This window comes from Pseudomonas sp. RHF3.3-3 (assembly GCF_048069595.1).
Lineage (GTDB): Bacteria > Pseudomonadota > Gammaproteobacteria > Pseudomonadales > Pseudomonadaceae > Aquipseudomonas > Aquipseudomonas fuscovaginae_B.
The window spans coordinates 6,607,955-6,620,224 of sequence record NZ_CP182250.1; the positions used below are offsets into that span (position 1 = coordinate 6,607,955).

Here is a 12,270-nt window from a genome sequence, read left to right on the forward strand (position 1 = left end):
CCACGGAATGCCTCCCACGGGAGGACAGTGTTCATCCTGAGCACCGACGTGAATCTAAATTATTTTCAATCAGCCCTATCACTTTCCGAATCTCGTCCGGCCCATAGGCAGTGAGAAACATTTCCATTCAGGAATCCGCCCATGTCCCGCACGCTCGATACCCTGCTCCGCCCCAGTCTCCTGGCCGCCGCCATCGCTCTCGGCACGCCGCTGCTCAGCCCGACGCTGATCGCCGCCGAACAGGCCTCCAGCGTGCGCGCCTACAACCTGCCGGCCGGCCCATTGGGCGCCGTGCTGAGCCAGATCGCCAGCCAGGCGGGCGTGGTGCTGAGCCTTGACCCGGCCCTGGCCGCCGGCAAGACCTCGGCACCGGTCCAGGGCCAATTCGACACCCTCGGCGCCCTGCATGCCGCATTGAACGGCACCGGCCTGCAACTGGTGCAGAGCGGTGCCGGGACCTATACCCTGGTCCCTGTTACCACTGGCGCGCTGGCCCTGCCGGAAACCAATATCACCGGCCAGGGCACTGGAGAAAGCGCCTGGGGCCCGGTCGAAGGCTACGTGGCCACCCGCACCGCAGTCGGCACCAAGACCGACACCGCGCTGGTCGAGGCGCCACGCTCGATCTCCGTGGCGACCCGCGAGCAGATGAAACAGCGCAACGTGCAGAACCTCGACGACGCCGTACGCTACATGCCGGGCATCGTCGCCAGCAGCTTCGGCAGCGACAGCCGCGCCGACTGGCTGCTGGTGCGCGGTTTCGAACCGACCCAGTTCCTCGATGGTCTGCCCCTGCCCAAGGGCGTGTATGCCAACCCGAAGATGGAAACCTGGAACCTCGATCGCGTCGCCCTGCTGCGCGGCCCGGCCTCCTCGGTCTACGGCCAGACCCCGCCAGGCGGCCTGATCGACATGGTCAGCCGTCGCCCCAGCGCCGAAGCCAGCCATGAAATCGAAGTGCAGTACGGCACCGATAACCATCGCCAGATCAACTTCGCCAGCACCGGCAAGATCGATGACGACGGCCAGTTCCTCTACAACCTCAGCGGCGTGGTGCGCGACGGCGGTACCCAGATCGAAAAGATCGACGACAAGCGCTACAACATCGCCCCCAGCCTGACCTGGAACATCGACCCCGACACCCAGCTGACCCTGCTGTCGCAGTTCACCCGCGACGATACCGGGATGACCAGCCAGTTCCGGCCGATCCAGGGCACCAAGATCAAGATGCCATTTGGCGACATCTCCCGCGACAAGAACCTCGGCGACCCGAACTGGGAATACTACGACCGCACGTACTACTCGCTGGGCTACGCCTTCGAGCACCGCTTCAACGACACCTGGCAGTTCCGCCAGAACCTGCGTTATACCAAGTCCGAGCTGCACTTCCAGGCCATCACACCCACTTCCTATCCCTATGGGCTGGTGGATGACCAGGGCAACCTGTCTTCGCGCACCACCACCAGCACCGACGAAAACATCGGCCAGATCGCCGTCGACAACAACCTGCAGGGCAATTTCAACACCGGCGACATCGCCCACACCCTGCTGCTCGGCCTGGACCACCAGCGCAGCGATACCACCTACACCTCGATCTTCGGCAGCGCGCCCGGTATCAACGTGAACAACCCGACCTACGGGTTGGCGATCACCCGTCCGGCACGTTCCACCGCCTACTACGACTACAACCAGAAAACCAACCAGACCGGCCTGTACATCCAGGACCAGATGGCCCTGGACCAATGGCGCCTGACCCTCGGCGGTCGTGAGGACTGGGTCCACAGCGGCACCACCTACTTCAACAAGAACGACGTCACCAACACCCAGCGTGACAAGGCGTTCACCGGCAACGCGGCAATCAGCTACGTGTTCGACTCGGGCGTGGTGCCCTACCTGTCGTACGCCGAGTCGTTCCAGCCGGCCAGCAACGCCAGCGCTTCGCCCACCGAAACCTTCAAGCCGACCGAAGGCAAGCAATGGGAACTGGGCGTGAAATACCAGCCGCCAGGCAGCAACACCCTGCTCACCGCCGCAGTCTACGACCTGACCCAGAAAAACGTCCAGGTCACCGACATGGTCGGGAATGTCTCGGTCACCAGCCAGACCGGCGAAGTGAAGGTCAAGGGTCTGGAACTGGAAGCGACCTCCGACGTGACCGAGAACCTCAAGCTGATCGCCAGCTACACCCTGTCCAAGTCCGAAGTACAGAAAGGCCTCTACAAGGGCAACCGCCTGCAACGGATGCCCGAGCAGCAGGCCTCGTTGTGGACCGACTACACCTGGCACAGCGGCCTGCTCGACGGCTTCGGCATTGGCGCCGGCGCCCGCTACACCGGCAACACCTATGGCGACCAGGCCAACACCTGGCTGGGCAAGGCCGACGCCTACACGGTGTTCGACGCCTCGGTCCATTACGACCTGGGCCGCGTGGACAACGCCCTCAAGGGCGCCACCGTGGCGGTCAAGGCCACCAACCTGTTCGACAAGGAATACCTGTCCACCTGCGACAGCTACTACTGCTACTACGGCGACCAGCGCAGTGTGGTCGCCAGCGTGAATTACAAGTGGTAAACCGCCAGGCGTTGAAACAAGGGTCACGGGCAACCGTGACCCTTTCGCATTTGGGAAAGCCATGAAAAGCCAAACCATCCGCCGCTGGTCCTTCATCCACACCTGGACCAGCCTGATCTGCACCCTGTTCCTGCTGATGCTGGCGCTGACCGGGCTGCCGCTGGTCTTCCACCATGAAATCGATCATCTGCTGGGCAACGAACCCGAGCTGCGGCAGATGCCCGCCGACACTCCACGACTGAACCTGGAGCAACTGGTCCAGGCCGCCCAGGCCCATCGCGCAGGCGAAGCCCTGCAGTACCTGGCCTGGGACGACGATGACCCGAACGGGGTGATCGCGATCATGGCCGCCACCGCCGGCACCGAACCCAACTCGTCCCATTCCTTCCTGCTCGACGCCCGCACCGGCGAGGCGCTGGAAACACCGGCGGCGAACGGCGGGCTGACGCTGTTCCTGCTGCGCCTGCACGTCGACATGTTCGCCGGCCTGCCCGGCAAGCTGCTGCTGGCGTTCATGGGCGTGCTGTTCGTACTGGCACTGGTCTCCGGCACGGTGCTGTACCTGCCGTTCATGCGCCGCCTGAAGTTCGCCAGCGTGCGCCAGGACAAGTCCACGCGCCTGCGCTGGCTCGACCTGCACAACCTGATCGGCATCGTCACGCTGACCTGGTGCCTGGTGGTCGGCATCACCGGTGTGATCAGCGCCTGCGCCGACCTGATCATCGACGCCTGGCGCAACGAAAGCCTCGCCGCCATGGTCGAGCCCTACCGCAACGCCCCGCCACTGACCCTCCGCGCACCGGCCAGCGAGCTGCTGAAGATTGCCGAACAGGCCGCGCCCGGCATGCAACCGGACTTCATCGCCTTCCCCGGCACACGCTTCTCCAGCGAACACCACTACGCGGTGTTCATGAAGGGCGCCAGCCACCTGACCTCGCACCTGCTGACGCCGGTGCTGATCGACGCCAGCAACCTGCAGGTCACCGCAGTGGCCGAAAGGCCCTGGTACATGGACGCGATGGGCATGTCGCAGCCGCTGCACTTCGGCGACTACGGCGGCCTGCCGATGAAGATCCTCTGGGCCCTGCTCGACGTGCTGACCATCATCGTGCTCGGCAGCGGCCTGTACCTGTGGTGGGTCCGCCGCCACGCCAGGGCCACCGTGACGACGGAGACCAGCCGATGAAACCGCGAGCGTCGAGTTTCTGGAAGGTCTTCGCCATCCCGCTGCTGATCGCCGTGCTCACGGCCGCCGGGCTGTTCACCGCCCTGCTCGGCGACGGCCTGTGGGACACGCTGAGCTGGCTGGGCCTGGGCGTGCCAACCCTCATCGGCATCCAGGCTCTGCTGCGACGCCGCTGACCGCCGAGTCATACGACAACATCAGAAGCGCCCACGGGTCAAAAACCCCAAGAGGCGCTTTTTTATCGAAATCCCAATTGACATCCGCTCTCGACAGTCCTTATAAAGGCACAAGTCATACGACGACATACAACGAAACAAATTCGCTCCAATAAAAATAATTCAAAGAGTGTCAACGCAAATGATCGGACTCATTGCTTCCTCGGCAGGCCCCTGCGCCTTGCACACCCGGCCCCTTCGCCGCCCTCCTGATGTACCCCGTGAACCGGCTTGCCGTTCGAACGCGGGGCGCTGCGCACTCCCTCGACTCCAAAAACAACAAGGGTGAAGTGATGAAAATCAAAGGCATCCGCTGGTGGATGATCGGCCTGGTCACCTGTGGCCTGATGGTCAACTACCTGGCTCGCAACACGCTGTCGGTGGCCGCACCGACGCTGATGAGCGAGATGAGCGTTTCCACCGAGCAGTACTCGCATATCGTCGTCGCCTGGCAGATCGGCTATGCGCTGATGCAGCCGATCGCCGGCTACATCGTCGACGCCATCGGTACCAAGCTGGGCTTCGCGATTTTCGCTATCGCCTGGTCCCTAGCCTGCGCGGCGGCGGCCCTGGCCAGCGGCTGGCAGGGCCTGGCGTTCGTGCGCGGGCTGCTCGGCGTTACCGAGGCCGCCGGCCTGCCGGCGGCGGTCAAGACCACCACCGAGTGGTTCCCGGCCAAGGAGCGCTCCGTCGCCATCGGCTGGTTCAACATCGGCTCGTCCTTCGGTGCACTGCTGGCACCGCCGCTGGTGGTCTGGGCGATCCTGCAAAGCGGCTGGCAACTGGCGTTCATCATCGTCGGCGCCCTGGGCATCGTCTGGAGCCTGACCTGGCTGTGGCTGTACAAGCACCCGCGGGACCAGAAGCGCCTGAGCGACACCGAGCGCGACTACATCCTCAGTGGCCAGGAAGAACACTTCAAGGACACCGGCACGAAAAAGGGCAGTTGGAAGAAAGTCGTCATCAGCCGCAACTTCTTCGCCATCGCCAGCGCGCGTTTTCTCTCCGAACCGGCCTGGCAGACCTTCAACGCCTGGATTCCGCTGTACCTGATGACCGAACGGCACATGAACATCAAGGAAATCGCGATGTTCGCCTGGTTGCCGTTCCTCGCTGCCGACCTCGGCTGTATCCTCGGCGGCTACCTGAGCCCGTTCTTCCACAAGCACCTGAAGGTCAGCCTGTTCACCTCGCGCAAGATGGTGATGTTCCTCGGCTGCAGCTGCATGATCGGCCCGGCCTGCATCGGCCTGGTGGAGAGCCCCTACACCGCCATCGCCCTGCTCTGTGTCGGCGGCTTTGCCCACCAGACCCTGTCGGGCGCGTTATACGCGATCACCTCCGACTCCTTCGGCAAGAACGAAGTGGCCACCGCCACCGGGGTCGGCGGCATGTTCGGCTACTTCGGCGCGGCACTGTTCACCATGCTGCTGGGCATCATGGTCACCAAGGTCGGCTACAGCCCACTGTTCGTGGTGCTGGCAATCTTCGACATCGTCGCCGCGCTGCTGGTGTGGAACGTGGCCCGGCCGCTCAAGCCCGCGCCGAATGAACCGACGCTGAGCGGCACTCCCGCCACGGCGTAGCCCTCATGTGAGGCTCAAGGGCCTGTTCGCGGCGGTTCGGGGCGCCGAACCGCCGCGGAGCTCTTGGCCATTTCAAGGGCGCCTTCGCGGATAAGCCGTGCCAACTCCATCCCCCACTGCTGGTCCTCGCGCAACCCCAGTGACCTACTCATGGGCCACCTCGCCGGCGACCGGCAGGTCATCGCCCCCCTTCGCCAAACCAACCCCGTACCAGTCCAGCTTGCGGGTCAGTACCATGAACACGCCGAGCAGGCCGAACAGCAGCAGCGAGCCCATCAGCAATGCATAGTCCTCGGCGCTCAGCAATCCGTACAGCAGGCCGTAGAGCGCGGCCAGCGCCAGCGCGAAACCCAGCCCATGCCCCAGGCTGCGCAACACGTGGCAGGCATAGAAACCGATCAGACCGACACAGGCCCCCGCCGACACCAGATACGCCAGGCCGAACCCCAGGTGCTCCGACAACGACAGCAACAGCAGGTAGAACAGTGCCAGCGCCACGCCCACCAGGGCGTACTGGATCGGGTGCACCGCCAAACGCTTGAGCACTTCGAACAGGAAGAAACCGGCGAACGTCAGGGCGATGAACAGCAATGCATATTTGATCGCCCGATCGGACTTCAGGTACTGATCCACCGGATCGATCAGGCTCACCCCGAAACTGCGGGACTTGAAAGCCTCGCAATCGTTGGTGTCCACACAATTGCCCATCGCTTCATGCAGGTTGGTGGAGAAGAACGAGGTCTGCCAGTTGGCCGTGAAGCCCTGTTCGCCCACTTCACGCTGGGTCGGCAGGTAGTTGCCGATGAAGCTCGGGTGCGGCCAGTCGGCGGCCAGGTGCACGTTGCTGGTCTTGCCCACCGGAATCACCTGCAACTGGCCGGTGCCCTGCAGCGCCAGGTCGAACTCGAAGTCCAGGCGCTGCTGCAGCCGACCGTCGACCCGCGGCAGGTTCACATGCACACCATCGCCTAGCCAGCTCACCTGGGTTCCCGGCATGAACTCCAGTTGCCGGTCGCCCAACTGCAGCGTCAGGGCGTTCTCGATACCCCGGATATCGCTGATACCGACCGCGAGATAGGGCTCGTCGAAGCGGTAATCGGCGAAACCCTCGTCGATGCCCAACTGTGGCGGCACGACGAAGGTGCCGCTGATATGGTTATTGGCGTGAAACAGCCGCGCCTCATAGATCCCGCGCGCACGGCGCTCGGTCTGGACCTTGCCATCGAGGACGAAACGCTCCGGCAGCAGGTACAGCCGCCCGCTGACTTCCTTGCTCTCCTGGGTACGCTTGCCCTTGGCGTCGGTCTTCCACTCGCGCACCGTCTGGCGATAGGGCACCACCAGCACCGGACCGCTGATCAACTGGCTGTTGCTGGAACTGCGGGCGATATCTTCCAGGACACCGTCACGCAGGTACTGCCGCTCGCTGATCAAGCCGTCGATCATCATCAACGGGATCAGCAACAACAGCATCAGCAGGGCAATCGCCCCGAATTTTATTGCCAGACTGCGGTTCATGGGTCTCTCTCCCTGATTGGAATGGGAGAGAGTCTGGAGCCTCCTTATGGGGCGTTGATGGAGCCCATGTGGAGACTGTGTGGAGATTCAGGGCAGACGCAACGTCACCTCGACCCCACCCTCGACGTTGCCGATCCGCAGTTCGCCACCGTGCAGCTTCACCACTTCCTCGACGAAGTTCAGCCCCAGCCCGGTGCTCTTGCGGCCGCTCTGCGGGCGCGGCAACGAGTAGAAACGTTCGCTCAGGCGTGGCAGGGCGTAGTCGGGAATCGCCTCGGCCTGGTTGAACAGGCTGAACCGCAACAGCTGTCCCTCGCGCTCGGCGGCGAAGCGGATCGTCCCGCCAGCCGGGGTGAAGTCCAGGGCGTTCTCCAGCAGGTTGCCGATGGCCTGGCGCAGCAGGAAACGCTCGCCGAACACGCTGACGTGCGCAGCGATCCGGCGCTCGATCTGCAAGCCGGCCCGCTCGATACGGGCGGCCTGGGCCTGCAGCACGTCGTCGACCAATGCCGCCAGCGGCACCTCGACCTGCTCTTCCAGCACCTGGCGCTGTTCCACCAGCGCCAGGTTCAGCAGCCGTTCGATCAACTGCTGCATCCGCGCACTCTCGTTCTCGATATTGCCGACGAAACGCTCGCGCTGGGCGTCCGGCATCTCGCCGTGCAACAGCTCCGCAGCCCCACGGATCGCCGCCAACGGGCTTTTCAGTTCGTGGGTCAGGGTATGCACATAACGCTCGACGTAGGCCTTGCCTTCCAGTTGTGTGCGCATGTGTTCCACGGCATTGGCCAACTGCTCCATTTCTCCGCCGCGATAATGCGGCAGCTCGGCACGTCGGCCTTCGCTGACCGCCTGGGCATAGGCGGTCAGCCGGCGCAGGGCCGCGCTCAGCCACCAGGACAGCAGTGCACCGAACAGCAGGCCCAGGGCGATCAGCCCGGCGCCCCACAGAATCAGCCGATGCTCGGTGCGATCGACATAGGGCTGCAGCGAACTGTTGGGCTTGGCCACGGTGACCACGCCGATGATCTGGCCGTGGTCGGTGATTGGCGCGCCGACATGCATCACCGACGAATTCGGGTCGTCGGGATCGGAGCGGGTCGAGCGCGCACCGTACTCGCCACGCAGGGTCAGGTACACGTCGTTCCAGCGCGAATAATCCTGGCCGAGGGCCAACCCGGCGGAGTCGAGCAGGACGATGCCCTTGGCATCGGTCACATAGATGCGGTGGTTGACCTGGTTCTTCGGCAGGCCCCAGATGTTCGCCGCCGGCTTGCGCTGGCCGTAGGCCTTGAGCACCTCGGGCAGGCGGCTCTGGCCGAGGGTGCCGGACTTGACGTCATCATGGAGGATTTCCGCCAGCAGGTTGGCGGTGTCCACCAGGGTCTCCTCGGTGGACTGGCGCACCCCGGGGCGGATTTCCTTCATCACCGTGCTCAGCACGAAATAGCCGGTCAGGCCGACGAACAGGAAGTAGACGAGGAAAATCCGCAGCCCCAGCGGCATCAGCTGTGACTCGGGCTGTAGCTGTAGCCCAGGCCGCGGTGGGTCTGGATCGGTTCGGCCGCGCTGGCCACCAGCCGCAGCTTGGCCCGCAGGCTCTTGATGTGACTGTCGATGCTGCGCTCGTAGCCGGCATCCGCCGCGACCCCGACGGCATCGAGCAGTTGCTCGCGGCTGAATACCCGCTCGGGCTGTTCCAGCAGGCAGGCAAGCAGGCGGAATTCATGGCGGGTCAGGCTCAGGACCTGGCCGCGGTAACTGATCTGCACCCGTTCGTGATCGACCACGAAACGCTCGTCGACCACCGCCGCCGGCGCCTGGGGCACCACACGCTTGAGTATCGCCCGCACCCGCGCCGCCACTTCCCGCGGGCTGAAGGGCTTGACCACGTAGTCGTCGGCGCCGATCTCCAGGCCCACCACCCGGTCGATCTCACCGTCACGGGCGCTGAGGAAGATCACCGGCACTTCGGTGAAGCGCCGCAGTTGCTTGCAGACTTCGAAGCCGCTGATGTCCGGCAGGCCGATATCGAGAATCAGCAGGTCGGCCGGCGTGGTGCGCTGGTACTCCACCGCGGCGGCGCCGAGGTTCAGCCAGGTGGTGGTGAACCCCTCGCCCTGCAGGGCATAGATCAGGGTATCGGCAATCGCCGCTTCGTCTTCGACAATCAGGATATGGGGCATGGCGTCCGAGCGCTGGGAGTGATCGCGCAACGGTGCCGCAGGCGTGTCGCGCCGTCAATCGGCAGGGGCTGGCTTTGTGAGCAGGGGCGCGAGCCTGATAGTTCTGCTAGTAGGCAAGAGCCCGGAAACAGCCAACACTCGGCAGAGTATTTTCGCCCTTGAACGGAGTCCACACCATGCCGACCTCTGCTCGCGAAACCCTCCTGTGCCGCTATCACTACGACCCACTGGATCGGCTGGCCGACTGCTCACCGGTCGACCAGGCCAGCGTCCAGCGCTTCTACTGCAAGAGCCGCCTGGCCAGCGAGATCCAGGGCACGGTTCGCACCGGTGTGTTCCAGTACGACGACCATCTGCTGGCACAACACCGGCAGGACGCAAACGCCAGCGAAAGCCATCTGCTCGCCACCGATACCCAGGGTTCGGTCCTGCATTGCCTCAGCCCCCAGCAGCGACAACCCAGCGCCTATTCCGCCTACGGACAGCGGACACCGCAGAATGGATTGCTCAGCTTGCTCGGATTTAACGGCGAACGGCCAGATCCGCTGACCGGGCACTATCTGCTGGGCAATGGCTACCGGGCATTCAACCCGGTGTTGATGCGTTTCAACAGTCCGGACAACTTGAGTCCGTTTGGGCAAGGTGGGTTGAATGCCTATGCGTACTGCTTGGGAGATCCGGTCAACAGGCAGGATCCGACCGGGCATGTTCCAGGATTCGGCGAGATTCTATCAAGCCTACCGCGTTCAAGATCTCACCTTACGACTCGGCCGGGTAGAGCTCAAGTTTCACAACCAGTTGGGACAGCAGAACCATCCACGCCCGTACCAGTGAACCTGGACCGGCCTCCGGGAGCACCTCAAACCGGTCTCGATACTTTGACCGTCCCCATCGACTCTGAACGTGTCGCGACTTACAGCATAAGCGCAGAACGGTGGCGTTCCCACCCATCAGCACAACCAGCACCTATGCTCCACAGTCAACCTTCCCAAAGGACTCAGGCATCTTCCTCGACCAGGCCCAATCAATCCCATTCAAACTACGACTACGGCAGGACACAATCCAACCCTCAGATAGCGCCGCCCACCTATAGAGAAGCAACAGACACAACCCCGCTCCGTCCGACCGATCCTGACTACGGTCAAGAACTCTTTCAGCGAGTCAGCAGAAGACTGGAAAATATTCGGCACGGCCGGGAGCATCGCCGAAAATATGTCGTGCTGGCGTATCTATAGATCTGCGTACTCACTGCACCACGAACCTGATGGTTCTGCTAGTAGGCAAGAGCCTGAAAACAGCCAACACTCGGCAGAGTATTTCGCCCCTGAACGGAGACTACGCCATGCCGACCTCTGCTCGCGAAACCCTCCTGTGTCGCTATCACTACGACCCGCTGGATCGGCTGGCTGACTCGAACCAGGCTCAACAGTCCGGGTTGTCCGCCGTATACCGCCGCGCCGGATTCACCGCCGCACCGAACTCGCGCAGGGCCTTGGCGCCGATCAGCAACGGGTAGTTGAAGCTGCTGCGGTTGGTCAGGTTGACCTCCACCGTGCGCCTGACGTTGCCCAGGCACATTTCCAGGTCGACCACCGGGCGCTTGCTCGGGTCGGCGGCTTCACCGTCCTCGTCTTCCTCGGCACGGGTCTTGATCTTGCTGATGCGCGAGACCTTGTGCTCGTAGACCTTGTTGTCGGCGTCAGCGGTGCCGAGGCGGAAGCGCACCCAGTCCTCGCCGTCACGCTTGAACAGCTCGATGTCCTTGGCCGACAGCGACGCGGTGAGCGCGCCGGTGTCCATCTTGGCCTTGAAGGTCTGGCCGATCTCCGGCAGACGGATGTATTCGTAGCGCCCGTAGAGGGTCGGCTCGGCGGCCATGACCGGCAGGGCCAGGAGGGACAACAGGGCAAGAACGGATTTCACTTGGGCTGTACCTTTGTGTGGACGCGCAGAGGCGAGCAGTTTAGACCGCGCCGTCGTCATTGGTTCATGAACAATCGGCTAAATGACCGCCATCCTGGCACATCGTGCGTGAAACATTCGTCGATCAGCGGATTTGGCGTCTGTCCGCCCCCGCTTTATGATGGCGCGCCCTCACGCCCTTGAAAGAGTTCCCTTATGCGCCGCCTGCTCACCGGCAGCCTCGTTACGCTGCTGCTCCTGCTCAACACCCTGGTGCTGTTCGGCCCGCTGATGGTGTTCGCCCTGCTCAAGCTGGTGCTGCCCGGCCGTTTGCGCGACTACGCCAGTTGGGCAGTGATGTGGATCGCCGAGACCTGGGCCGAGATCGACAAGCTGATCTTCTCCCTGTGCATCCCCACCCGCTGGGACATTCGCGGCGCCGATGGCCTGCGCCGCGACACTTCGTACCTGGTGGTGTGCAACCACCAGTCGTGGGTCGACATTCCGGCGCTGATCCAGTCGCTCAACCGGCGCACGCCGTTCTTCAAGTTCTTCCTCAAGAAGGAACTGATCTGGGTGCCATTCCTGGGCCTGGCCTGGTGGGCGCTGGACTACCCGTTCATGAAGCGCTACTCCAAGGCCTTCCTCGACAGGCACCCGGAACTCAAGGGCCAGGACCTGGAAATCACCAAGGCCGCCTGCGAGCTGTTCAAGCGCCAGCCGGTGACCGTGGTCAACTACCTCGAAGGCACCCGCTTCAGCGAGGCCAAGCGCCAGCAGCAGGCCTCGCCGTTCCAGCATCTGCTCAAGCCCAAGGCCGGCGGCGTGGCCTTCGTCCTCGCCGCGATGGGCGCACAGCTGGACGCGGTGCTCGATGTCACGGTGGTTTATCCGCAGGAGAAGATCCCCGGTTTCTGGGACCTGATCAGCGGCAACGTGCCCAAGGTGATCATCGACTTCCACACCCGCGCCATGGACCCGAGCCTGTGGCAGGGCGACTACGAGAACGACCCGGTGCTGCGCAAGCGGGTCCAGGACTGGGTCAACCAGCTCTGGAGCGAGAAGGACCAGCGCATCGCCGCCCTGCGCAGCGAGCGCGACTGAAC

At 63.5% G+C, this 12,270-nt stretch carries 11 protein-coding genes; 6 read left to right on the top strand and 5 right to left on the bottom strand.

What is annotated here, in order from left to right; all coding sequences use genetic code 11:
- The first annotated feature begins 141 nt into the window (after positions 1 to 141).
- The 4 genes from ACMGT0_RS29110 (at position 142) to ACMGT0_RS29125 (ending at position 5,558) form a co-directional block, all read left to right on the top strand.
- Complete coding sequence (locus ACMGT0_RS29110) at positions 142 to 2,571, top strand: TonB-dependent siderophore receptor (protein ID WP_416770775.1); 2,430 nt, start codon at positions 142 to 144, stop codon at positions 2,569 to 2,571.
- 61 nt (positions 2,572 to 2,632) lie between these two features.
- Positions 2,633 to 3,757, top strand: a complete 1,125-nt coding sequence (locus tag ACMGT0_RS29115; protein ID WP_054058603.1) for a PepSY-associated TM helix domain-containing protein — start codon at positions 2,633 to 2,635, stop codon at positions 3,755 to 3,757.
- Positions 3,754 to 3,933, top strand: a complete 180-nt coding sequence (locus ACMGT0_RS29120) for a hypothetical protein (protein WP_054058604.1) — start codon at positions 3,754 to 3,756, stop codon at positions 3,931 to 3,933. The genes ACMGT0_RS29115 and ACMGT0_RS29120 overlap by 4 nt, the downstream gene beginning before the upstream one ends.
- Before the next feature lie 332 nt (positions 3,934 to 4,265).
- A complete protein-coding gene (locus tag ACMGT0_RS29125; protein ID WP_416770778.1) occupies positions 4,266 to 5,558 on the top strand; it encodes an MFS transporter in 1,293 nt (430 codons plus the stop codon).
- Between the two features lie 144 nt (positions 5,559 to 5,702).
- Here ACMGT0_RS29125 and creD read toward each other — a convergent pair whose 3' ends face one another.
- The 4 genes from creD to ACMGT0_RS29145 all read right to left on the bottom strand — a co-directional run bounded on the left by creD (position 5,703) and on the right by ACMGT0_RS29145 (position 9,696).
- Positions 5,703 to 7,076, bottom strand: coding sequence for a cell envelope integrity protein CreD (gene creD / locus ACMGT0_RS29130; RefSeq protein WP_054064630.1), 1,374 nt, complete (start codon positions 7,074 to 7,076; stop codon positions 5,703 to 5,705).
- A gap of 87 nt (positions 7,077 to 7,163) precedes the next feature.
- On the bottom strand, positions 7,164 to 8,582 hold the full coding sequence (creC, locus tag ACMGT0_RS29135) for a two-component system sensor histidine kinase CreC (RefSeq protein WP_054058607.1): 1,419 nt from the start codon (positions 8,580 to 8,582) through the stop codon (positions 7,164 to 7,166).
- Positions 8,582 to 9,262, bottom strand: coding sequence for a two-component system response regulator CreB (creB, locus tag ACMGT0_RS29140; RefSeq protein WP_054058620.1), 681 nt, complete (start codon positions 9,260 to 9,262; stop codon positions 8,582 to 8,584). The genes creC and creB overlap by 1 nt, the downstream gene beginning before the upstream one ends.
- A gap of 248 nt (positions 9,263 to 9,510) precedes the next feature.
- Positions 9,511 to 9,696, bottom strand: coding sequence for a hypothetical protein (locus ACMGT0_RS29145; RefSeq protein WP_416773594.1), 186 nt, complete (start codon positions 9,694 to 9,696; stop codon positions 9,511 to 9,513).
- Here ACMGT0_RS29145 and ACMGT0_RS29150 point away from each other — a divergent pair.
- Positions 9,691 to 10,497, top strand: a complete 807-nt coding sequence (locus ACMGT0_RS29150) for an RHS repeat-associated core domain-containing protein (protein WP_416773578.1) — start codon at positions 9,691 to 9,693, stop codon at positions 10,495 to 10,497. The two genes, ACMGT0_RS29145 and ACMGT0_RS29150, sit on opposite strands and share 6 nt — an antisense overlap.
- A 187-nt stretch (positions 10,498 to 10,684) precedes the next feature.
- Here ACMGT0_RS29150 and ACMGT0_RS29155 read toward each other — a convergent pair whose 3' ends face one another.
- The gene (locus tag ACMGT0_RS29155; protein ID WP_054058609.1) at positions 10,685 to 11,185 is read right to left on the bottom strand and encodes an ATP-dependent zinc protease; all 501 of its coding nucleotides are present in this window, start codon (positions 11,183 to 11,185) and stop codon (positions 10,685 to 10,687) included.
- A 195-nt stretch (positions 11,186 to 11,380) separates the two neighbouring features.
- Between ACMGT0_RS29155 and ACMGT0_RS29160 the strand changes: the two genes are divergently transcribed.
- Complete coding sequence (locus tag ACMGT0_RS29160) at positions 11,381 to 12,268, top strand: acyltransferase (RefSeq protein ID WP_416770781.1); 888 nt, start codon at positions 11,381 to 11,383, stop codon at positions 12,266 to 12,268.
- The last annotated feature ends 2 nt before the right edge of the window (positions 12,269 to 12,270 follow it).